Annotated in this window: 24 protein-coding genes; all 24 read right to left on the bottom strand. The window is 62.5% G+C overall.

All coding sequences use genetic code 11. The features are described from left to right. Nucleotides 1-18: 18 nt before the first annotated feature. The 24 genes from fliP to C2H86_RS03960 all read right to left on the bottom strand — a co-directional run bounded on the left by fliP (nt 19) and on the right by C2H86_RS03960 (nt 22,483). Nucleotides 19-774, bottom strand: a complete 756-nt coding sequence (gene fliP / locus C2H86_RS03845; RefSeq protein ID WP_159411504.1) for a flagellar type III secretion system pore protein FliP — start codon at nt 772-774, stop codon at nt 19-21. Beyond that, nucleotides 774-1,220: a flagellar biosynthetic protein FliO gene (fliO, locus tag C2H86_RS03850; RefSeq protein ID WP_159413055.1), complete on the bottom strand. Its 447-nt coding sequence runs from the start codon at nt 1,218-1,220 to the stop codon at nt 774-776. The genes fliP and fliO overlap by 1 nt, the downstream gene beginning before the upstream one ends. A gap of 12 nt (nt 1,221-1,232) precedes the next feature. After that, nucleotides 1,233-1,697 (bottom strand): flagellar motor switch protein FliN, encoded by a 465-nt coding sequence (gene fliN / locus C2H86_RS03855; protein ID WP_110636814.1) that lies wholly within the window; start codon nt 1,695-1,697, stop codon nt 1,233-1,235. Nucleotides 1,698-1,744: 47 nt separating this feature from the next. Further along, nucleotides 1,745-2,713: a flagellar motor switch protein FliM gene (gene fliM, locus C2H86_RS03860; RefSeq protein WP_027921190.1), complete on the bottom strand. Its 969-nt coding sequence runs from the start codon at nt 2,711-2,713 to the stop codon at nt 1,745-1,747. A gap of 9 nt (nt 2,714-2,722) precedes the next feature. After that, a complete protein-coding gene (fliL, locus tag C2H86_RS03865) occupies nt 2,723-3,220 on the bottom strand; it encodes a flagellar basal body-associated protein FliL (RefSeq protein ID WP_159411505.1) in 498 nt (165 codons plus the stop codon). Nucleotides 3,221-3,571: 351 nt separating this feature from the next. Continuing rightward, on the bottom strand, nt 3,572-4,876 hold the full coding sequence (locus tag C2H86_RS03870; protein ID WP_159411506.1) for a flagellar hook-length control protein FliK: 1,305 nt from the start codon (nt 4,874-4,876) through the stop codon (nt 3,572-3,574). A gap of 71 nt (nt 4,877-4,947) precedes the next feature. Then, nucleotides 4,948-5,295 carry an Hpt domain-containing protein gene (locus tag C2H86_RS03875; RefSeq protein WP_159411507.1) on the bottom strand — a complete coding sequence of 116 codons (348 nt, stop codon included), beginning with the start codon at nt 5,293-5,295 and terminating at the stop codon, nt 4,948-4,950. A 60-nt stretch (nt 5,296-5,355) separates the two neighbouring features. Then, complete coding sequence (locus C2H86_RS03880; RefSeq protein ID WP_159411508.1) at nt 5,356-7,047, bottom strand: ATP-binding SpoIIE family protein phosphatase; 1,692 nt, start codon at nt 7,045-7,047, stop codon at nt 5,356-5,358. 8 nt (nt 7,048-7,055) lie between these two features. Beyond that, nucleotides 7,056-7,361 (bottom strand): STAS domain-containing protein, encoded by a 306-nt coding sequence (locus C2H86_RS03885; RefSeq protein ID WP_110636523.1) that lies wholly within the window; start codon nt 7,359-7,361, stop codon nt 7,056-7,058. Between the two features lie 186 nt (nt 7,362-7,547). After that, nucleotides 7,548-8,000, bottom strand: coding sequence for a flagellar export protein FliJ (fliJ, locus tag C2H86_RS03890; protein WP_159411509.1), 453 nt, complete (start codon nt 7,998-8,000; stop codon nt 7,548-7,550). Nucleotides 8,001-8,006: 6 nt separating this feature from the next. Continuing rightward, the gene (fliI, locus tag C2H86_RS03895) at nt 8,007-9,365 is read right to left on the bottom strand and encodes a flagellar protein export ATPase FliI (RefSeq protein WP_159411510.1); all 1,359 of its coding nucleotides are present in this window, start codon (nt 9,363-9,365) and stop codon (nt 8,007-8,009) included. Continuing rightward, complete coding sequence (gene fliH, locus C2H86_RS03900; protein WP_159411511.1) at nt 9,355-10,116, bottom strand: flagellar assembly protein FliH; 762 nt, start codon at nt 10,114-10,116, stop codon at nt 9,355-9,357. The genes fliI and fliH overlap by 11 nt, the downstream gene beginning before the upstream one ends. Nucleotides 10,117-10,251: 135 nt before the next feature. Further along, nucleotides 10,252-11,271 carry a flagellar motor switch protein FliG gene (fliG, locus tag C2H86_RS03905; protein ID WP_060508302.1) on the bottom strand — a complete coding sequence of 340 codons (1,020 nt, stop codon included), beginning with the start codon at nt 11,269-11,271 and terminating at the stop codon, nt 10,252-10,254. Further along, a complete protein-coding gene (gene fliF / locus C2H86_RS03910; protein WP_159411512.1) occupies nt 11,264-13,039 on the bottom strand; it encodes a flagellar basal-body MS-ring/collar protein FliF in 1,776 nt (591 codons plus the stop codon). Before fliF ends, fliG begins: the two co-directional genes overlap by 8 nt. A 15-nt stretch (nt 13,040-13,054) precedes the next feature. Then, nucleotides 13,055-13,387 carry a flagellar hook-basal body complex protein FliE gene (fliE, locus tag C2H86_RS03915; protein WP_085677773.1) on the bottom strand — a complete coding sequence of 111 codons (333 nt, stop codon included), beginning with the start codon at nt 13,385-13,387 and terminating at the stop codon, nt 13,055-13,057. Nucleotides 13,388-13,494: 107 nt separating this feature from the next. Then, on the bottom strand, nt 13,495-14,871 hold the full coding sequence (locus tag C2H86_RS03920) for a sigma-54-dependent transcriptional regulator (RefSeq protein WP_159411513.1): 1,377 nt from the start codon (nt 14,869-14,871) through the stop codon (nt 13,495-13,497). Next, a complete protein-coding gene (locus C2H86_RS03925) occupies nt 14,871-16,088 on the bottom strand; it encodes a sensor histidine kinase (RefSeq protein WP_159411514.1) in 1,218 nt (405 codons plus the stop codon). Before C2H86_RS03925 ends, C2H86_RS03920 begins: the two co-directional genes overlap by 1 nt. Before the next feature lie 189 nt (nt 16,089-16,277). Then, on the bottom strand, nt 16,278-17,753 hold the full coding sequence (gene fleQ, locus C2H86_RS03930; protein WP_110636502.1) for a transcriptional regulator FleQ: 1,476 nt from the start codon (nt 17,751-17,753) through the stop codon (nt 16,278-16,280). 167 nt (nt 17,754-17,920) lie between these two features. Then, entirely contained in the window at nt 17,921-18,217 is a 297-nt protein-coding gene (locus tag C2H86_RS03935) for a flagellar protein FliT (RefSeq protein WP_159411515.1), read from the bottom strand. Nucleotides 18,218-18,231: 14 nt separating this feature from the next. Further along, on the bottom strand, nt 18,232-18,627 hold the full coding sequence (fliS, locus tag C2H86_RS03940; protein ID WP_159411516.1) for a flagellar export chaperone FliS: 396 nt from the start codon (nt 18,625-18,627) through the stop codon (nt 18,232-18,234). Nucleotides 18,628-18,760: 133 nt separating this feature from the next. Then, entirely contained in the window at nt 18,761-20,188 is a 1,428-nt protein-coding gene (gene fliD, locus C2H86_RS03945) for a flagellar filament capping protein FliD (protein WP_159411517.1), read from the bottom strand. 80 nt (nt 20,189-20,268) lie between these two features. Then, nucleotides 20,269-20,625, bottom strand: coding sequence for a flagellar protein FlaG (locus tag C2H86_RS03950; protein ID WP_159411518.1), 357 nt, complete (start codon nt 20,623-20,625; stop codon nt 20,269-20,271). Between the two features lie 72 nt (nt 20,626-20,697). Further along, complete coding sequence (locus C2H86_RS03955) at nt 20,698-21,549, bottom strand: flagellin domain-containing protein (RefSeq protein ID WP_159411519.1); 852 nt, start codon at nt 21,547-21,549, stop codon at nt 20,698-20,700. A 265-nt stretch (nt 21,550-21,814) separates the two neighbouring features. Next, nucleotides 21,815-22,483: a class I SAM-dependent methyltransferase gene (locus C2H86_RS03960; protein ID WP_159411520.1), complete on the bottom strand. Its 669-nt coding sequence runs from the start codon at nt 22,481-22,483 to the stop codon at nt 21,815-21,817. Between the last annotated feature and the right edge of the window lie 50 nt (nt 22,484-22,533).

Consider the following 22,533-nt stretch of genomic DNA (forward strand, 5'->3'; position numbering starts at 1 on the left):
GGGCTCTCCTTGGCGGCGTCAGACGCCGCCGAAACTGCCGGCCAAGGTGCCCATGATCAGCGCCCAGCCATCGACCAGGACGAACAGCATGATCTTGAATGGCAGCGAGATGATCAGCGGCGACAGCATCATCATACCCATGGCCATCAGTACACTGGCCACCACCATGTCGATGATCAGGAACGGGATGAAGATCATGAAGCCGATCTGGAACGCGGTTTTCAACTCCGAGGTAACGAACGCCGGCACCAGGATCGTCAGCGGCACCTGGTCAGGGCCGGCGATGTCGGTGCGCTTGGACAGGCGCATGAACAGATCGAGATCGCTCTGCCGGGTCTGTGCCAGCATGAAGTCCTTGAGCGGGCCCTGGGCCTTGTCGATGGCTTGCTGGGCCGTCATCTTCTCGCTCAGGTACGGCTGCAGGGCATCCTGGTTCACCCGGTCGAACACCGGCGCCATGATGAACATGGTCAGGAACAGCGCCATGCCGGTCAGCACCTGGTTCGAGGGCGTCTGCTGCAGGCCCAGGGCCTGACGCAGGATCGAGAACACGATGATGATGCGGGTGAAGCTGGTCATCAGGATGACGAACGCCGGAATGAAGCTCAGCGCCGTCATGATCAGCAAGATCTGCAGGCTGACCGAATACTCCTGCTGCCCGTCCGCGGTGTTGGACAGGGTAATGGCCGGGATCGACAGCGGGTCGGCGGCCAAAGCCAGTGGCGCGGCCAGCAGCAGCGCCAGGGTCACTACAATGCGCAGCGCGCTGCTCATCACTTCTTGTCCTTCTGATCCTTGCCCATCAGCTCCATCAGCCGCTGGGCAAATTCCGGCGTTGCCTGGCGGGCGCTGGCGGGCACTTCGACGGGCTCGGCCAGCACATGCAAGGCCTCGATGCTGCCCGGGGTATGGCCGATGAGGATCTGCTCCTTGCCCACCTGCACCAGCAGCAGCCGGTCACGCGGGCCGATGGCGCGGCTGCCGACGATCTCGATCACCTGCCCGCCCTTGGGCGTGGCGCCCTGCATGCGGCGTAGCGCCCAGGCCAGAAAGAAGATCAGCCCCACCACCAGCAACAGGCCGAACACCATCTGCGCCAGCTGCCCGCCCAGGCTGCCAGGCGCAGCGGCCGGCGCCGCAGCCGGGCTGGCTGCAGGCGTGGCGGCAGCGATGGCCAGGTCGCTGACCAACAACGTGGCCAAGGCCATCACGGCCCGCATCGAACCCTTCACTCAGCGCAGCTTCTTGATACGTTCGCTGGGACTGATCACGTCGGTCAGGCGGATGCCGAACTTCTCGTTGACCACGACCACTTCGCCATGGGCGATCAGCGTGCCATTGACCAGCACGTCGAGCGGCTCACCGGCCAGGCGATCGAGTTCGATCACCGAACCCTGGTTGAGCTGCAGCAGGTTGCGGATGTTGATTTCGGTACTGCCCACTTCCATGGAAATGCTCACCGGAATGTCCAGGATCACATCCAGGTTCGGGCCTTCGAGGCTGACATTTTCGTTCGGTCGCGGCGAGCTGGCGAACTCTTCCATCGGCAGGCGACCGGCACCGGGCTTGCCGCTGTCACCGGCGAGAAGGGCATCGATATCGGACTGGCCGGCATCACCGGTTTCTTCCAGGGCCGCAGCCCATTCATCGGCCAAAGCCTGGTCTTCCGGGGAAGTGATCTCGTTTTCGTTAGCCATGATGTCCTCGACAGGCATTCAATTCGTTAAGAGCGACCGGCACGCGTTCAGCGGCGCTCGATCGGGTCGATGATCTGCAGGGCCAGGTTGCCCTTGTGCGAGCCCAGGCGCGCCTTGAACGACGGCACGCCATTGGCGCGCAGCACCAGGTGCTCGGGCAGCTCCACCGGGATCACGTCGCCGGCCTGCATGTGCAGGATGTCGCGCAGCTTCAGCTGGCGGCGGGCCACCGTGGCGGTCAACGGCACGGAGACGTCCAGCACGTCCTCGCGCAGGGCCTTGACCCAGCGCTCGTCCTGGTCGTCGAGGTCGGACTGGAAGCCGGCATCGAGCATTTCCCGCACTGGCTCGATCATCGAATACGGCATGGTCACATGCAGGTCGCCGCCACCGCCGTCCAGTTCGATGTGGAAGGTCGACACCACCACCGCCTCGCTCGGGCCAACGATGTTGGCCATGGCCGGGTTGACCTCGGAGTTCATGTATTCGAAGTTGACCGGCATGATCGCCTGCCAGGCTTCCTTGAGGTCGACGAAGCACTGGTCCAGCACCATGCGCACCACGCGCAGCTCGGTGGGGGTGAATTCGCGGCCCTCGATCTTGGCGTGACGGCCGTCACCGCCAAAGAAGTTGTCCACCAGCTTGAACACCAGCTTGGCGTCGAGAATGAACAGCGCGGTGCCACGCAGTGGCTTGATCTTGACCAGGTTGAGGCTGGTCGGCACATACAGCGAATGCACGTACTCGCCGAACTTCATTACCTGCACGCCGCCTACCGCCACATCCGCAGAGCGGCGCAGCAGGTTGAACATGCTGATGCGGGTGTAACGGGCGAAACGCTCGTTGATCATTTCCAGGGTCGGCATGCGACCCCGCACGATCCGATCCTGGCTGGTCAGGTCGTAGCTTTTGATGCTGCCAGGCTCGGCAACGCTCTCGGTCTGCACCAGACCATCGTCGACGCCATGCAACAGGGCATCGATTTCATCCTGGGACAGCAGGTCCTGTACGGCCATTGCGGACTCCTACTGCAATACGAAATTGGTGAACAGCAGCTGGTCGACCACCGGCTTGCCGACTTCCTTCTGCGCCACTTCCTGGACCACCGCGGTGGCTTTCTGACGCAGCATCTCCTGGCCCACCGAACTGGCCGCCAGGGTGTCGAAGCCCTGCCCTGAGAACATCATCACCAGGTTGTTGCGGATCACTGGCATGTGCACCGAGAGTGCGTCCAGGTCGGCCTGACTGCGGCCTTGCAGGGTGATGCTCAGCTGCATGTAGCGCTGGCGGCCGTTCTGGTTGAAGTTGACCACGAAGGCGGGCGCCAGCGGCACATAGATCGCAGGGGCCTTGACGTTGGTGGTGGCCGCTTCAGAGGCCGGTGCCGGTTCACTCTTGTGCATGATGAACCAGGTGGCACCCACCGACAGGCCGACTGCCAGCAGCAGGGCCAGCACCAGCAGCAGGATCAGCTTGAGTTTGCCTTTTGCGGCGGGGTCTTTCACTGCGTCGCTCTTCGCCATGCCAATAATCCGTCGTCCATCGGGGTTTCAAAGGAGGATGACGTGGCTTGAGCAAGTGTTATGCCATGTTTGTCTTGAGAGGTTTATCGCCTGTGAGATCGAGCGCCGCCCGCGCGGCGCATCGCGAGCTGCGCTCGCTCCTACGTTTGTTTTTGGCCAGTTACGCCTGTGACAGGCGCGCGCGACCGCACCGTTGGTACGACGCAATATCGCGCCATGCGCCAAGGCGTCCGCGCGCAAATCCCACTGCAGGCATTGGCCCGAAATAAACGTAGGAGCGAGCGCAGCTCGCGATGCGCCGCGCGGGCGGCGCTCGATCCCACAGACACTGCAAAACCCAAGGCAGCCCCATCAGGCGTAATAATCGACGGCACTGTCGCCAATGACCACCTGCTGCTCGACAGCCCGGGAGACGTCGCCCAGCCCACCCTGCTCGCCCTCACCGCCCTGCGCCCGGCGCGCGGCCACCCCGGACAACTGCGAGGCGTCCTGCTGCGCCTGCTGCTGTTGCTGGCGCGACTGGTCAGCGACGTTGACGTCCGGCTGCGCCAGCCCCTGCTGGGCAAACAGCTCGCGCAGGCGATAGACCTGGCTGTCCAGCGCATCACGTACACCCGCATGGCCACTGACGAAGGTGATCTGGGTGGACTGGTCAGTCGCGACATTGACGCGGATATCAAGGCGCCCGAGCTCAGCCGGCTCCAGCTGGATATCCGCCGACTTCAGGTTCTGGCTGGACAGGTACATGACCCGGTTGACCAAGCCCTCGGCCCAGGCGCCCTGGTTCATCTGCAAGGGCTGATGGAGGGGGTTGGCGCTGACCGGCACGGCATTGGCGGTCTTGGCGGTAACGGCCTGGGTCAGGCTGGCCAGGCGGTTGGCGAAGTCGTCGACACGGGTATCGCTGCTGGCGCTCTTGGTGTCCTTGAGCCCGTCTTCAAGCAAGGCGCCGAAGGCCTTGTCGCCGGTCTCGGACTTTCCTGCCTCGCCCTCGACCTTCTCGATCAGGGTCGCCAACGGATTGACGGCCGCCTGCCCATCATCGGACTGGGTTTTGCCAGGATCGGCAGCGTGCGCCGACGTCGTGCCTTTGGCCTGGGCGTTCTGCTCCAGGGCCAGGCGCAACGTTGGCAGGTTGGCCAAGGGGTCGGCATCCGGATCGAAAGCCTCGCCCTCGGGCTGCTCCGTCAATGGCTCGGCAACCGCTGCCGCCGGAGGTTGCTGGATAGCCGCCTGCAACACGGGCGCCACTGCCTCGGCCTGGGCCTGCAGCAACTGCGCACCGGGCTGCGCATCGGTCACCTGACCCGCCACCAGATTGGCATCGAGCGAGCCTGAGTCGCTGGTGGCTGCAGCATCGCTGGACTGCGACGCATCGTCTGCTGGCAATTTGTTGCCGTCATCGGCAACCGCCGGTTTGTCGGCGGCCTGCTTCTTGCCGCCCTGGGCAACGTCGGGCTTGTCCTTAGGGCTGGGCTGAGCAACCTTGTCATTGCGAGCGGGCGTATTGTCACGCGCCTGCCCAGCCATGACCTGATCGAAGCCGCCGCCCAGTCCGCCCGCCGCCTGCAGCGGCTTGTCCAGCCGCGATGAGCCCGCACTCGAAGGCTTGCTCAGGGTGTTGGCTTGCAACAAAGGGTTGGGTGCGACAGGCATTGAGCGGTCTCCGCGCCAGAAACTGGAATATCATCTGGCCATGGAGAGGCAAAACTCGCGCCAACTTGCCATCAGTTCGCCAAAACGCGCTTGCGCTCGCCGCGATAGAAGCACTGCACCTCCAGGTATTCTTGATCGATCCGGTTGATCAGGTCTTCGATGCCATACAGCGGCCGCACCTTCACGCGCTCTTCAAGCTGCTGGCACAACCGGGCAAGGCCGACAGCCCCCATGTTGCTGCTGCTGCCCTTGAAGCTGTGCGCGGCCATGCCAAGCTCATCGGCGCTCTTTGCCCCATGCAGCTGGCTCAAGCGCCGCTCGGAGTCTTCCAGAAAGGTTTCCAGCAGCTGCAGGTAGCCATCTTCCATGACGTCCTGCAGCTCGCTGAGTACCTTGTGATCGATATGCATGTCAGTCACTTGTTCACTCCTTGATCAAGCCGGATTATGCCTGAGCCGCTCTGCGGCCCTCCAGACGCATCACCAATCGAACTGAACGCGAGCACAGCAGCCGCCCTCGCGCCACTCGGCATGGCTGCCAAGCCGCCGCACCAGATTCAGCCCACGTCCGCTCAATTCCTGCTCCTGGGGCGGACGCGACAACACACGCTGCACGTCGAACCCCGCACCACTGTCGCGGACCTCGACAGTGAGACGCCCACCCGCCCCTAAGGGTTCCACCTTCAGGTCGATGCGCACGAAGCCTTCAGCCAACACCACCAGGCGCCGGGCCCGCTCCTGATAGTAGTCGGCAAAACCCTGCACATCACGTTTGAGCCGTGAGTCCAGGCCCAGCACACCATGCTCCAGGGCATTGGAATACAACTCGCTGAGCACACTGTGCAAGGCGCCGGTGCGCGGCCGCAGGCCATGTATTTCCTGCAACAACTGCACCAGGTAAGGCACCGGATTGAATCGCTTGAGGCTTTCACCACGCAATTCGAACCCCAGCACCCAGTCCAGCGGGCTGGAGCGCCCGCTGTCGGAATACAGAGTCGGCGCAGGCATCCGGTCTTCGCCACTGAACATGCGAATGTCACACAGGCTGATGTCATCCCGGGGCCGCCCGCCGAAACGTTCCAGGGCCTGCATCACTTCATCGAACAACTGCGCCGGATCACGATTGGCGGCCAGCACCTCGCGCAAGCGCTCGACACCGAACAGGCGCTCCTGCTCGTCCGCAGTATCGACCACGCCATCGGACAGCAGCAACAGCCGCTCTCCCGCCGCCAATGGCAGCACTTCGGTGCTGTCATCGAAGCGCTCCGGCGCCAGGATGCCCAGCGGCAGATGACGCGACCCCAGGCAGCCGAGCACTTCGCAGTCGGCCGACAGCCGGTAGCCATCCGGCATGCCGCCATTCCACACCTCCACCGCACCGCGCTGCACACTCAGGTTGAGCAGCAGCGCGCAACAGAACATGTCCACCGGCAGGATGCGCTTGAGCTTGGCATTCATCTCGCGAAGCATCTGCGCCAGGCCGTAGCCTTTCGCGGTCATGCCGTAGAACACTTCCGCCAGCGGCATCGCGCCGACTGCGGCCGGCAGGCCATGGCCGGTGAAGTCCCCCAGCAGCACGTGCATGTCACCGGCCGGGGTGAACGCGGCCAGCAGCAAGTCGCCATTGAACAGCGCATAGGGTGACTGCAGGTAACGGATATTCGGCGCCGTGATGCAACCGGAGTGAGCGACCTTGTCGAACACCGCCTTGGCCACCCGCTGCTCGTTGAGCAAGTGGTGATGGTGGCGGGTGATCTGGTCACGCTGCTCGAGCACGGTCGCCTGCAAGCGGCGCAGGCGGTCCATGGCGCGGATCTTGGCACCGAGGATCACCGCACTGTAGGGTTTAGCCATGAAGTCGTCGCCCCCGGCCTCCAGGCAACGCACCAGGGCATCCTCCTCGTTCAGCGAGGTCAGGAAGATGATCGGCACCAGCGCCTCGCCGGCCAGCGCCTTGATCTGCCGCGCCGCCTCGAAACCATCCATCACCGGCATCAAGGCGTCGAGCAACACCAACTGCGGGCGCTTCTCGGCGAACAGCGCCACGGCTTGCTCGCCGTTTTCCGCGGTGTACACATGGTGACCCTGGCGACGGACGATCTGCGCCAGCAGCAGGCGGTCGACCGCCCCGTCCTCAGCCACCAGCACGGTCAACGCCTGTTCGGCCGGCATCTGGGCGCTCAACTGATATCGAAGAGTTTTTCGAAATTGGAAATGGCCAGGATCTTGCGCACGTCGGAGCTGGCATGCACCACGCGCACGTCCGAGTCGTCACCCCCGGCATGATCACGCAGCAACAGCAGCATGCCCAGCGCAGAGCTGTCCAGATAGGTGGCGTCCTTCAAGTCGACTACCACCGAATCGGGCCTTTTAGGCTGGCGCTCGTAGGCATCACGGAATTCCTGATGCTTGCCGAAATCGAAACGCCCCTTGACCTTGATCGTGAGCTTTTTCCCGTCCTGCGAAAAATCTGTCTCGACTGCCATGCTAGCGATTCCTTCGATGATGGCGAATGCAACTCTTCAAGGTTTAGCAGCCCGATGCAGGAGTGGCAAGGTAGCCTGTGCCGGCCTCTTCGCGGGGCAAGCCCGCTCCTACAGGATCTCTACAGCCGTCGGGCCTTATGTCACCTTTGTGGGAGCGGGCTTGCCCTGCGAAGAGCCCATTACAGGTTACACATGACCTTGCCTTGGCAAGCGTTGCGACAGCTCGTCCAGCAAACGCTGCTCGCGCTTGTCTTCGGCCCGCCGTGCCTCGTCCATGTAGCGCTGCACCAGCTTGCGCAACCCTTCCACCCTGGCGTAGGCCTGCTGCCAGGTACCGCGGGCATTCTTCAGGTTGTTCTCATGCCAGGCCAGGCTTTGCCGCTGCTGGGTCATGGCCGTTTCCAGCTGGGCCAGGAAGCGCTGGTAATTGAGCAGCCAGCTGCCATTCACCCCTTGCCCGCCACGATTGATCCACTGCGCCTGGTACCCTTCGCGGAACGATTCCAGCTCGGTCAGCTTGGCCTGGGCCTGAACCACCTGCTGCTGGAAGTGCCCCACGCGCTGGGCAGCCTTGCGCTCCGCCTCTTCGGCCATGTTGACCACAGGGGCCAGGCGCGCAGCGCGACCGGGCAGGCTCATGGCTTATCAGCCCTTGGCCGGAGGCGTGAAGATCGCCCCCAGCTGGTCGCGGCTCTGGCCCATGCCGACATTCTCATCCAGGCCCTGGCGCAGGAAGTCCACCAGCCTGGGCTGCAAGGCAATGGCCAGGTCGGTTTCCGGATCGCCGCCGGCGACATAGGCGCCCACGCTGATGAGGTCGCGGCTCTGGGACAGGCGCGACCACAGTTGCTTGAATTTCTGTGCCTGGCGCAAGTGGTCGGCATCCACCACCTGCGGCATGACCCGGCTGATCGAGGCCTCGATGTCGATGGCCGGATAATGACCTTCCTCGGCCAACCGCCGTGAGAGCACGAAGTGGCCGTCGAGCACGCCCCGCGCCGAGTCGGCGATCGGGTCCTGCTGGTCGTCCCCTTCGGACAACACGGTGTAGAACGCGGTGATCGAACCACCGCCGGGCTCGCCGTTACCGGCGCGCTCCACCAGCTTGGGCAGTTTGGCGAACACCGACGGCGGGTAGCCACGCGTAGCCGGCGGCTCGCCGATGGCCAAGGCAATTTCGCGCTGGGCCTGGGCGAAACGGGTCAGGGAGTCCATCAGCAGCAGGACGTTCTTGCCCTTGTCGCGGAAGTACTCGGCAATGCGCGTGCAGTACATGGCTGCGCGCAAGCGCATCAGTGGCGCATCATCCGCAGGCGATGCCACCACCACCGAGCGCTTGAGCCCCTCTTCGCCGAGGATGTGCTCGATGAACTCCTTGACTTCGCGGCCCCGCTCGCCGATCAGGCCAACCACGATGATGTCCGCCTCGGTGAAGCGGGTCATCATGCCCAGCAACACCGATTTACCCACGCCGGTACCGGCAAAAAGCCCCAGGCGCTGGCCGCGACCGACGGTGAGCAGGCCGTTGATGCTGCGAATGCCCACGTCCAGCGGCGCGCTGATCGGGTCACGGTTGAGCGGGTTGATGATCGGGCCGTCCATCGGCACCCAGTCCTCGGCACGCATGCCGCCCTTGCCGTCGAGCGCGCGCCCGGCACCGTCGAGCACCCGGCCGAGCATGCTCATGCCCATGGGCAGGCGACCACTGTCGTCCAGCGGCACCACCCGCGCACCTGGCGCGATGCCGGCAATACTGCCCACCGGCATCAGGAATACTTTGTTGCCGGCAAAGCCCATCACCTCCGCTTCGACCTGCACCGGGTGGTAGCTGTCGTCGTTGATCACCAGGCAACGCCCGCCTACCGCGGCGCGCAAACCTTCGGCTTCGAGGGTGAGGCCGACCATGCGCAACAGGCGGCCTTCGACCACCGGCTGCACCGGCAACTCGATCGCCTCGGCGTAGCCGCCCAGGCGCTTGCCGAAGCTGGTGCGGTCAAGGCGCATCGCTAGCGTCCAGTTCGACCGACAGGTCCGCAGCCGCCGGGTGCAGGGCCTGGTCATGCAGCTGATCGAACAATTGCGCCACGGCCTTCTCGACGCGGGTTTCCATGGTCGCGTCGATGCGACTGTGCAGGGTCTCGATGCGGCAGCCGCCCGGCAGCAGGGCTTCGTCTTCGAGCAGCTTCCAGCGCTCCTCATGACGTTCGCGCAGGGCCTTGGCCAGCTCGAAATCCTGCGGATTGAGATGGATACGGATGTTGTCGGCGCCCATCGGCAGCAACTTCAGCGCCTCGCGCAGCACCTGGGTGATCTGGCTGGAGTCGCTGCGCAGTTCCCGGCCGATGACCTGGCGCGCCATATGGGCGACCAGATGCACCATACTGCGTTCGATCTGCGTGTCCTGCTCGGCAATCGGCTCCAGCAAATGACCCATCAGCTGCTCCAGGCTGGCCAGCTTGGCGGCAAGCGCCTCCTCGGCCTCCTGACGCACCTTCAGTTGCGTGCTGTGAAAGCCCTCACGCTCGCCGGTGGCGAAGCCTTCGTTGTAGGCCTCCTGGCGGATCGCTTCGAGCTCTTCGAGGGTCAGCGGCTGGACTTCTTCCAGCGGCACTTCCTCGACTTCTTCGACGACTTCCGGCTCTGGCTCGGGTTCCGGCTCAGGCTCCGGGTCGAAGCTGGGCAGCGCCCAGACATCGACGCCCTCGAGGTCGCGGGCACGAATCAGGTCGCTGGGGTGGGATTCTTTGGTGGGCATGTCTTCAGCTACTCATCAACTGCCTCTGTAGGAGCGGGCTTGCCCCGCGAACACCGGCGAAGCCGGTGCCACTCACCGCGGCGCCTGCTTCGCGGGACAAGCCCGCTCCTACAGGGATTTATGCTGCCTGCAAGATCAGATCATTTCCTCGGCACCCTTGCCGCCGAGCACGATCTCGCCGGCCTCGGCCATGCGTCGGGCGATGGTGAGGATCTCTTTCTGCGCCGTTTCCACGTCGCTGACGCGCACCGGGCCCTTGGCCTCGAGGTCGTCGCGCAGCAGCTCGGAAGCACGCTTGGACATGTTCTTGAAAATCTTGTCCTTGACCCGCTCGTCGGCACCCTTGAGCGACACCACCAGCACGTCGGACGACACTTCGCGCAGCAGCGCCTGGATGCCGCGGTCGTCGACATCGGCCAGGTTGTTGAAGACGAACATCAGGTCTTCGATCTGCTCCGACAGGTCGCTGTCGATCTCGCGGATCGCGTCCATCAGTGCGCCTTCCACCGAGCTGTCGAGGAAGTTCATGATGTCGGCAGCGCGCTTAATACCGCCCAGGGTGGTGCGCGCCGCATTGGAGTTGCCCGAGAACTGCTTCTCGAGGATCTGGTTCAGCTCCTTGAGCGCCGCCGGTTGCACGGTATTGAGCGACGACACGCGCAGGACGATGTCCAGGCGCACCTTGTGGTCGAAGTTGCTCAGCACTTCACCGGCCTGGTCGGGGTCGAGGTAGGCGACCACGATGGCCTGGATCTGCGGGTGCTCGTAGCGGATCACATCGGCCACGGCACGCGGTTCCATCCATTTGAGGCTGTCCAGGCCGCTGGTATTGCCACCCAGCAGGATGCGATCGACCAGGCCGTTGGCCTTGTCCTCGCCCAGGGCCTGGTTGAGCATCTTGCGGATGTAAGCGTCAGAGCCGACGCCCAGACTGGTCTGGTCGCCGACGATCTCGACGAACTCGCTCATCACCTGCTCGACCTGATCACGATGCACGGTGCCCATCTGCGCCATCGCCACACCGACCCGCTGCACTTCCTTCGGGCCCATGTGCCGCAGCACCTGTGCAGCATCGGTCTCACCGAGCGACAGCAGCAGGATCGCGGCCTTGTCGACACGGCTCAGCTTGGCGGTAATGGCTCGATTGTCACTCATCGGCGTTGATCCACTCTTTGACGACCTGGGCTACGCGGCCCGGGTCTTCGGCCACCAGGCCTTTGATTGCGTTGAGCTGTGCTTCGTAACCCTCGGTCGGGCTCGGCAACAGAATGCTTGACGGGCCACCGAGGCTGACACGGTCGTTGGCCAGTTCGCCATCCAGACCGATCATCCCGCCCAGTTCCATGTCGCTGTCCGCAGCAGCCTGCTTGCCGCCACCAGTGATGTTGTTGAGGACCGGACGCAGCACACCGAACACCAGCACCAGGATGAACAGCACGCCCAGCACCTGCTTGACGATGTCCCAGAACCACGGTTGCTGGTAGAACGCGATATCGGCGATCTCTTCGCCACGGTCGGCGGCGAACGGCACGTTGATCACGGTCACGCTGTCGCCACGGCTGGCATCGAAGCCCACCGCGTCCTGCACCAGGCGCGTGAAGCGCGCCAGGTCTTCGGCGCCCCATGGGGCACGGGTGGTTTCACCACTGGCATCGACCTTGACCTGGTCGTCGACCACCACCGCCACCGACAGGCGGGTCAGGCGACCTTGCTGCTGGCGGGTGTGGCTGATGGAGCGGTCCAGCTCGAAGTTCTTTGTGGTCTGCTCACGCTTGTCCGACGGGTACGGCGCCAGCATCGGCTGGCCGGTAGCCGGGTCCATGATCTGCTGGCCATTGGCATCCACCAGTGGCTGACCCGGCTGGATGGCACCGGCCGGCGCCGCAGCGCCACCGGTGGTTTGCGGCGCCGAGGCCGGGCCTGGCGGCTGGTTGCTCAGCGCGCCCGGCACGCCCTGCGGGCCCTGGCTGCTGGCACGCTGTTCGTTGACCGCTTGCTCGCTGCGCAGCGCCGGCTGGTCCGGGTTGAACTGCTCGGAGGTCGACTCGACCGCACTGAAGTCCAGGTCAGCGGACACTTCTGCCTTGTAGCGGTCATTGCCCAGCACCGGCTGCAGGATGTTGTGCACACGCTGGGTCAGCATGCCTTCCATGCGGCGGCTGTAGTCGAACTGCTTGCCGGCCATGGTCAGCGCGGTGTCCTGCAGCTGCTCGGAGAGCAGGTTGCCACGCTGGTCGACCACGGTGACCTGCGACTTGTCCAGCTCGGGCACACTGGTGGCGACCAGATTGACGATGGCCATGACCTGACCGGCTTCCAGCGAACGGCCCGGATACAGCTCGACCAGTACCGAAGCGCTTGGCTTGCGCTCGTCACGCACGAACACCGAGCTTTTCGGGATCGCCAGGTGCACGCGAGCGGCCTTGACGTTGTTCAGGCTGGAAACGGTACGCGCCAGCTCACCTTCCAGGCTGCGGCGATAACGGGTGGCTTCCATGAACTGGCTGGTGCCCAGCCCCTGCTCTTTGTCGAGCAGCTCGAAGCCGACATTGCCATCGCTCGGCGCCACGCCGGCCGCCGCCAGTTTCAGGCGCGCACGGGAGAGGTCGTCGGCCTTGACCAGCAGAGCACCGGAGTTGGGCTCGACGTGATAGGGAATGTCTGCGGAGGCCAGAGTGTCCATGACCTGCTTGGTGTCCATGCCGGCCAGGCTGCCGTACAGCGGCCGGTAATCCGGCTGCTGCGACCACAGCACCACGGCGAAGCCGATCGCCACGCTCGCCGCCAACCCGACCAGCAGGCCGACCTGACGCAGCATGGGCATCTGCGAGATGTTTTCCAGAAACGCCATGTTGAACCGCGCTGGCTTGGAACCTGGCGCACCGCTCTTGGCGGGGGCGTTATCGACGACTGCTTCAGCCATGACTTACTTCCGTCCTCAAACCGGCATCTGCATGATGTCCTGGTACGCCTGGACCAGCTTGTTGCGTACCTGAGTCAACGCCTGCATGGACACGCTGGCTTTCTGCGAGGCGATCATCACGTCAGTCAAGTCGACACCGCTCTTGCCGATCTCGAAGGCATTGGCGAGCTGGGTTGAGGCCTGCTGGGTCTCGCTGACCTTGCCGATGGCCTGGCCGAGCATGTCGGCAAAGGTGCTTTGGCCAGGCGCCAGCTCGGGGGCAGCGGTGGCTTTGGGCAACGACATGGCATCGGCCTGCATGGCCCGCATGTCCAACATCAGACGATTGAATTCAACACCTTGGCTCATGACCTTCTCTCTCCGGCGGCCGCATTTTTTTGACACTCATGCGGCGGATAGCCCTGAACTAGCAACTCATGTGCCAGCCCGCACCGCAAACATATAAATGACTGTCTTCAGCCGAACAGACTGGCTTCCACATCGAGCCCGGCATCACGCATCTGCGCCAGCTTGTAGCGCAAGGTACGCGGACTGATGCCCAGTTTTTCGGCCGCTTCCTTGCGGCGGCCACGTTCGGCGCGCAGGGTGTCGATGATCATCTGGAATTCATGGCGACGCATGTCGTCGCCCAAGCCACCCGAGTCGACTGCCTCGTCCGCAGATAATGGCGATGTAGTGGCCACCGTTCCACCTGACAATGGAATGGCGCCTGCCAGACAGAAATCCGCCGCTTCGATCACCCCGCCCTGCTGCAGGATCAACGCCCGCTGCAAGGCGTTGTCCAGCTCGCGCACGTTGCCCGGCCAGGCGTGCGCCTGCAGGCAGGCGCGCGCTTCGGCAGACAGCCGCACCGGCGCATGCTTCATCTTGGTCACGTGGCGCGCCAGCAAGCGCTCGGCCAGCGGCAGGATATCGCCAGGGCGCTCGCGCAGCGGTTGCCAGGTCAGCGGAAACACCGAAAGGCGGTAATACAAGTCTTCGCGGAAGCGCCCCGCCGCCACTTCACCCGCCATGTCACGGTTGCTGGTGGCCAGCACGCGGATGTCCAGGGCGATCGGCTTGCGCCCACCGACCCGTTCCACCTCGCGCTCCTGCAACACGCGCAACAATTTGGCCTGCAGGCCAAGGGGCATCTCGGAGATCTCATCGAGCAGCAAGGTGCCGCCCTCGGCCTGCTCGAACTTGCCAGCCTGGGCTGCGATGGCGCCGGTGAAGGCGCCTTTCTCGTGGCCGAACAGTGTGGCCTCGAGCATGTTGTCCGGAATTGCCGCGCAGTTGATCGCAACGAATGGCTGCGCCGCCCGCGGCGACTGCTGATGGATGTAGCGCGCCAGCACCTCCTTGCCAGTCCCCGACTCACCGGAAATGAGCACGGTCGAGTCGCTGCGGGCCACGCGCGCAGCCAGCTCCAGCAGGTGTCGACTTGCGACCTCGCACGCCACCGGCCCTTCGTTGTCGGCTGCCGCCAGGCGCCCGGTAGCGTGACGCTCGACCAGGCTCAGCAACGCCTTGGGCTCGAACGGCTTGACCAGGTAATCCGCAGCGCCTTGGCGCATGGCTTCCACGGCGCGCTCGACGGCCGCGTGGGCGGTCATCAGCAACACCGGCAACTGTGGATGATGGCGCCGCAGCTGCGCCAGCAACTGATGCCCGTCCATGCCCGGCATGTTCACGTCGCTGACCACCAGGCTGTAAGCCTCGCCCGCCACCGCCTCCAGCGCCTCCTCGGCACTGCCGACCGCATCGAAGGCAAAACCGCCGATCTCCAGGGTATCGCCCAGCGCCTGGCGCAAAACGCGGTCATCCTCGACCAGCAGCACCTTGATTGCCATCACACGACCTCCGTTGCCTGCCCGTCGATCAACGGCAGCTCAACCTTTACACATGTGCCACGCCCGACTTTCGAGCGCAGCTGTAGCTTGCCCTGATGCGCACGCACCACAGCCTTGACCACCGCCAGCCCCAACCCGGTCCCAGTAGCCTTGGTAGTCAGGAAGGGTTCGCCCAGGCGCCCCAGCAACTGCGCATCGATACCACTGCCGGCATCGCTGATGTTCAAGTGCAGGGTGTGCTCACGACGAAACAGGTGCACCTTGAGCCGCGCCGGGCTGTCACTGGCCTGCAAGGCGTTCTCGACCAGGTTGAGCAAGGCACCGACCAGGGTGTCGCGATTGCACAGCAACTCACCCAGCTGGCTGTCGCACTGCCAGCGCACCGCATGCCCTTGCACATGGGGTTGGGCCGCTTGTTGCAGGGCCTGGAACAGGCCCTTCGGGGTCAGCCGGTCACCCAGCGGCAGCTCGCCACGGGCAAACACCAACATGTCACGCACCTGGTGCTCCAGTTCGTGCAGGCGCTCCTTCAGGCTGCCGGCAAAGCGCTGGCGGGTTTCTGGCGCAAGCTCGCGCTCAGCGTCAGCCAGATGGCTGGCATAGAGCATGGCCGCCGACAGCGGCGTGCGGATCTGATGGGCCAGCGAGGCGACCATGCGCCCCAGGGAAGACAGGCGCTCATGCCGGGCCAGCTGATCCTGCAGGCGACGGGTTTCAGTCAGGTCGTTGAGCAGCACCAGCTGGCCGGGCTCGGCATCCAGCGAACGCGTGGCAATGGACAGGCGACGACCATCACGCAGCGAGACTTCATGGCCGTCATCCTCGCGCGGGGCGAAGCTGCGGGCGATCACCTGGCGCCACAGCTGGCCGACCAGCGGCTCGCCGAGCAATTCGCAGGCTGCCGGGTTGGCTTCACGCACCAGGCCCTGGTCGTCGATAACAATCACCCCGCCCGGCAGCAGGTCGAGCAGGTTCTGCAGGCGGTTGGCCAGGCGCTCCTTCTCGTTCAGCTCGGCCATGCGCTGCTGACCGACCACCGCCAACTCGCCCTTGAGCTCGCTGACGCGGGCCTCGAGCATGCTGTAGGACTGGTTGAGTTGGGTGGATACCTGATTGAACAGGGCGAATGCCTGCTCCAGCCCCTGTCGACTCTCCTGTTCGACCGGGGTACGCCCCTGCGGATCAGGGACTCGGGAAAAGTGGGCGGCCTGGGGCATCGTGCTCTCTCGCGTGGCTGACCGTCATAAAAACGGTGTGGTGCCAGCGGTGTAGCAATAGCCGTGCCGGGGATGGGGCTTCGGGGTGAACGGTTTTGGAGGTGTGGCGGGGCATAGATCGAGCGCCGCGCGGGCGGCGCTCGATCTACGCCCCAACATCACACTCAAGGCATACACTCAAAAGCGGAATCAGTCCTCCGCCTGATCCTCGCCGCCCTGGCGGCTCATGCCGTACTTGCGCATCTTCTCGACCAAAGTGGTGCGGCGAATGCGCAAACGTTCAGCCGCGCGCGCAACGATACCATTGGCATCGTCCAGCGCCTGCTGGATCAGACCCTGCTCCAGGCTACCGAGGTAGTCTTTCAGATCCAGACCTTCTGGCGGCAACATCGCATGATTGCTGAAGTTCGGGGTGTGGCCATTGATGGCTACGCGCTCTTCGAGGTCGCTGCGCAGGCTGTCGACCAGCTGCTCGTCTTCGTCGTCGATATAGCGGAACTTCTTCGGCAGCTCCGACACACCGATCACGCCGTACGGGTGCATGATCGCCATGCGCTCGACCAGGTTGGCCAGCTCGCGGACGTTGCCCGGCCAGCCGTGGCGACACAGCGACATGATCGCCGCCGAGTTGAAGCGAATCGAACCGCGCTTCTCGTGCTCCATGCGCGAGATCAGCTCGTTCATCAGCAACGGGATGTCCTCCACGCGCTCGCGCAGTGGTGCCATCTCGATCGGGAACACATTGAGGCGGTAGTACAGGTCTTCGCGGAAGGTCCCGTCCTCGATCATGGTTTCGAGGTTCTTGTGAGTCGCCGCGATGATGCGCACATCGATGCTCTGGGTCTTGTTGCTGCCCACGCGCTCGAAGGTGCGTTCCTGCAGCACACGCAGCAGCTTGACCTGCATCGGCAGCGGCATGTCGCCAATTTCGTCGAGGAACAGGGTACCGCCGTTGGCCAGCTCGAAGCGCCCGGCACGGCTGGTGATCGCGCCGGTAAAGGCGCCCTTCTCATGGCCGAACAGCTCGCTTTCCAGCAACTCGGCCGGGATCGCCCCGCAGTTGACCGGCACGAACGGCGCTTCGCGGCGCTTGGAATGGTAGTGCAGGTTGCGCGCCACCACTTCCTTGCCAGTGCCGGACTCACCGAGGATCAGCACGCTTGCATCGGTATCGGCCACCTGCTGCATCATCTGCCGCACATGCTGGATGGCGCGGCTGGTGCCGACCAGGCTGCGGAATAGGTTGGGCTCGCGCTGACGACCGCGCTCACGGGCCTGGTCGTACATCTCGCGGTAGACCTGGGCACGGTGCAGCGAATCGAGCAGCTGGCTGTAGCTCGGCGGCATCTCGAGGTTGGACAGGACCCGACGGCGCAACTCTTCCGGGTAGTCCGCAGAAGAAATTTCACCAATCAGCAGAACCGGAAGGAACTCATCCCAACCAGCCACTGTCTTAAGCAGCCCGAGGACACTGCCTGGGGCATTGACGGTACCGATCAGCACGCAGAGCACTTCGCGACTCGAAGACAGGCTCCCTACGACCTGCTGCCAATCCTGGCTGGAGCATGGGAGGTTATCTTCGCCGAGAAAGTTCAGGACCACCGCCAGATCGCGGCGGCGGGCGCTGTCGTCATCGATCAGGAGAATCTTGGTTTCACGCCACATCCAATAGCAACTTCCCTAGTCATATCGGCGCCCTTCTCAGGGCATGCTCGACATCTCCGACTGAATGGTCAGTGTTCGGACGTCTGAAATTCGAAAACAGCCACTAGTAAAGTCAAAAAATCCCGTGCAGTCAAATTAATGGCGCACGGCTTTCTGTTCATCTGTGGTCAACTGAACAGATGGTATACCTTGGCAGCGTTTTTCGCCTGACGGATTTGCGTCATCTCGTCGACTATTGATTGACGCTCGCCACTTGCAACGTCGATTAATTGCCGATAAACGTCGAGCAGCTGTTCCAGGCTGTCGCGAACATCCGCTTCCTGGCCCTGCGCCTCTCCCAGCACATCATTGATGCGCAGGCGGCATTCCAGGTCCAGCTCACCCACGGCATCCCAATCGCGCTTTTCCAGCGCCGTCAGCAGCAGCTGACGGGTCTGTTCGATACGGCTGATCACATCGTTCATGTCATGCTCCTTGCTCAGGAAGCCGACGACTGGTCGCCGATTGCGTCCCAACCTTCTTTGACGGTAATCAGCAGGCGCGCTACTTCGTCGATGATGGCCGGGTCGTTCTTGACGTTGGCCTCGATCAGGCGCCGGCTCATGTAAGTGTACAGGCTGTCCAGCTCGGCCAGGCTGTCGGCGTGGTTTTCCAGGTCCAGGCCTTCCCGCAGGCCACCGATGATGTCGATGACCTTGCCGATCAGAATGCCCTTCTGGGCGACATCGTTGCGCGCCATGGCACCTTTGGCCTGGGCCATGCGATCGAGTCCGCCTTGCATGAGCATCTGTACCAGGCGGTGCGGACTGGCTTCAGACGTCTGGGCCACACCGTTGACTTTCTGGTATTGCCGAAGGGCCAACATCGGGTTCATGGATCTGCCTCGTTGCTGCGAAAAAGGTTGCTTGTACCTTGTGTATCGCCGCCCCGTCAAAAAACTTTAGGGGAAAAGCGAAAAGCCCGGGGCATCCAGAGGACGCCGCCGGGCTTTTGGCAGGATCAGACGATCAGGACTTTTTGGCCTGGGCGTTGATCGCCTCGAAGATCGAGGTGATCTGGTCAGCTTGTGCTTTCATCTTGCCCAAGGCGGTGTCCAGAGCGACGAATTTCTTGGTAAGGGACTCGGTCAGGGACTCGGTGCGGCGATCCAGAGCAGCCTGCTGGTCGGACAGGTTCTTGGCCGCCTTGTCGAGGTTGGCCTTGCGCGTGGCCAAGGTGCCGTCGGTGGCATTGTAAGGATCGATGGCCTTGTTCATGCGCTCGAAAACGCCATTAGTGCCAGTGAACAACTCCTGCACTTCGGCACCCAGCTTCTTGTCGTCCATAGCCGCGCTGAACTTGACGCTGTTGAACTCGAGCGTACCGTCCTGCATGGTATTGACACCCAACTGACCCAAGGTCGTCAGCTTGTCGCCAGCCCCCACCTCGGCCAGCACCTTACGCATGTCCGTAAGCAGCGAACGAGTGGTCGGGTCATTGGTCAGCGGGCCCAGCGACTGCACCGTGCCGTCGCTGTTCAAAGTCGGCGAGGTCAGACTGGAGATTGCTTTCTGCAGGGTATTGTACGCATCGACAAAACTCTGAACCGATTTTTTCAGGCCATCGTTGTCGGCAGTAAGCGTCAGCGCCGTTGGCGAAGCGTTGCCGCCGGCATCCTTGGCACTTACGCCCGTAAGTTCCAGTGTCAGACCACTAATGGCCCCCTCAACCTTGTTGGACTTGCTGGTCACACTCAAACCATCGATGGTCAGCTTTGCATCCTGCGCCTTGGCACTGATGAAGCCCGCCCCATCGCCCGACATTTTTGTGCCACCATCGATTACGAGCTCGGGAATGCCGGAAACGGAAATATCGGTATCCGCTCCAGTAGTAGTGGAGCTCAAGACCAGCCTGGAAGCACCACCGTCCTCGTTGACGATGTTTGCAGTGATACCGCTCGCACCCAGCTCTTTGTTGATCTGGTCGCGAACACTCTGCAGCGTGGCGCCACTGGCAATATCGACGTTGTACGTCTTGCCGCTAGTACCTTGGCTAATGACCATCTGGCCAGCCGTGATCGGCGTTGTGGCGCCACCCAACTGTTTCGCACTGGCCACCTTGGAGCCGGTGGCAAGCTGGTTGACCACAATGTCGTAGTTACCGGCAACTGCGCTGTTGCTGGACGTTACCTTGACCACCGACTCGTTCGCCGACTTGGCGACGTAGGCATTGAAGGAGGGAGCATTGCTGTCGTTGAGCTTCTTCATGGCGTCCTGAAACGCCGTCAAAGCACTTCGCAGCGAGCCGACACCTGAGATCATCGCGCTATTGTTGCTACTCTGCCGGGTAATTTGCGCCTGCTTGGCGGCAGTATCAGCGCCAACGAGCGCCTTGACCATCGCACCAATGTCGAGGCCAGAACCCAGGCCTACGCTGGATGTAATCGGGCTTGCCATGCTGTTGTCCCTCTCAATCAACGCGTCGATCCTGCTCCTGCACGATCAACATGATTCACATCTGGTATGTTCGCAGCCGATCAAACCTTGGCGTCGAACAGAACACTCTTGACATCACTCAAGCTATGGGCAATTCGCAGGGCCTCTTCCGAGGGGATCTGACGAATCAGTTCACCACTGTCGCTGGCAATGACTTTGACCACGATTTTGCCGGATTCTTCATCTGTAGAGAATTCCAGGTTACGTCGGGTTTCTTTCAAAAACTTCTCGATTTCCGCGACGGCACTCTTCACGTCGTCAACGCCCTGCACGTTGGCCGGGTTGCCCTTCTTGTCATCACCGGAAACACCTGTCGGCTGTACAACCGGCTTTTCGGTGACCTGCTCGACTTGACGCGCAGCCTGATAGGACAGGTTCAGCTTGACGCTCATGTCCATCTTAACCACCTCACAATGAAAAAGCGGGGAAGCGCCATGGATGCACTCCCCCGCTGGCAACTGTCAGGCAGATTAGCCCAGCAGCTTCAGGACTGCCGACGGCAGCTGGTTGGCCTGAGCCAGTACCGAGGTCGAAGCCTGCTGCAGGGTCTGCTGCTTGGTCAGCTGGGCAGTTTCGGCAGCGAAGTCGGTGTCCTGTACACGGCCACGAGCAGCTTCAGCGTTCTCGTTGATGTTCTGCAGGTTGTTGATGGTGCTGGTCAGACGGTTCTGAGCGGCACCCAGGTCGGCACGGGTGGTACCAATGGTCGACAGGGCACTGTCGATAGCCGACATGGCGGAAGCGAAGTTGGTTTCGGCAGTGGAGCTGTCAGCACCGACGATAGTCTTACCAGCCAGCGCAGACAGGCCACCAGTAGTGCTCATGGCAGAGCTCAGGGTGACGGTAATCTGGTTGTTGCCGTTGGCTTCGGAACCAACCTGGAAGACCATCGAGCCAGAAGAGCCATCCAGCAGGTTCTTGCCGTTCAGCTGGGTGCTGTTGGCGATACGGTCGATTTCCAGCAGCATTTTCTGGAATTCGCCGTCCAGTGCATCCCGGTTCTCAGGGCTGTTGGAGTCGTTTCGCGACTGCAAGGCCAGTTCACGCATACGCTGCAGGATGTTGGCCTGCTCTTGCATCGCGCCTTCAGCGGTCTGGGCGATGGAAATACCGTCGTTGGCGTTTTTGATCGCCATGGTCTGACCACGGATCTGCGAGGTCATTTTGGTAGCGATCTGCAGGCCAGCGGCGTCGTCTTTGGCGCTGTTGATTTTCAGGCCGGAGGACAGGCGGCTCATCGAGGTAGCCAGCGCGTCGGAAGCTCGGTTCAGGTTCTTTTGAACGCCCAGGGAGGTGGTGTTGGTGTTTACAGTCAAAGCCATGACGAATTCCTCGTTGTTTGGGTACTACGGCTTCCGGCCTTGGCATTCGCCCGGGGATGGCACAGAGAACCTTCGTAATAGTTATCGTCGTCAGGGCTCGTTGCTTTAGTTCTTTTTTCGAAAAAATTGCTGGCACCCTGCCAGCCCAATGAAATCAACAAGTTGACGCCAAAAAAAGGGCATCACAATTGATCGGCGCCCACCCCACTCGTCAGGTGCCGCGCAGGGAGGTGCTTTATTGCCTCCTCACGCGACACGGCTGAGGTCAAACGCGCTGCAGCACGTAGCTATTTTCGTAACCCGGGATCGCACCGAGCACATTGAAACCTTTGAAGTAGCCACCAGCCCTGAGCAAATCAACGGCCGGGCCAACCTCTGGAGAGCTTCGGAAATCTCGGTAGTCATCAAATACGACAAATCCGCCAGCAACCACACTCGGTGAATACAGCAGAAAATCCAGCAGCACATTGCGACCGGCATGCCCACCATCGATATGCAGCAAGGCAACACGCGGCGTCAACGCCTGGAAGCGCTCTGCACACAGCTCCGAGTAGCCTCTCAAGATGGTGGCGTTTGGCAATAGCAATTCCCGATAATGGGAAAACTCCTGAAACTGGTTAGGCAACTCGAACGGGTCGATGCCGATTATCCGACGAGCACGATTGAAAACCTCATTCATCAACACCAGGGACTTGCCTTTCCAAACCCCAATTTCAACCACATCGCCGGGTACGTCCTCGAGCATCAATGCCAGGTAGCCCAGAAGGCGAACCTGATCATGGAAGGAAATCTCTCGCCGCTGCATGGCGCTTTCTGGAGGCAGAGTGACCTGAGCCTGCTCATAGTGGTGACCAATCAGCTCCCACACTTGCGCCATGCTTTCATTCAGCCCTGGCGAATGGATGAAGTCTTTGATTTCCTGAAGAGTAGTCATCTCAATCCTGCTTATAGTTTGGAGGTCGACTGGCTCCCGCCGCAACGGGC

Origin of the sequence: Pseudomonas putida (assembly GCF_009883635.2) — a bacterium.
Classification (GTDB): domain Bacteria; phylum Pseudomonadota; class Gammaproteobacteria; order Pseudomonadales; family Pseudomonadaceae; genus Aquipseudomonas; species Aquipseudomonas putida_W.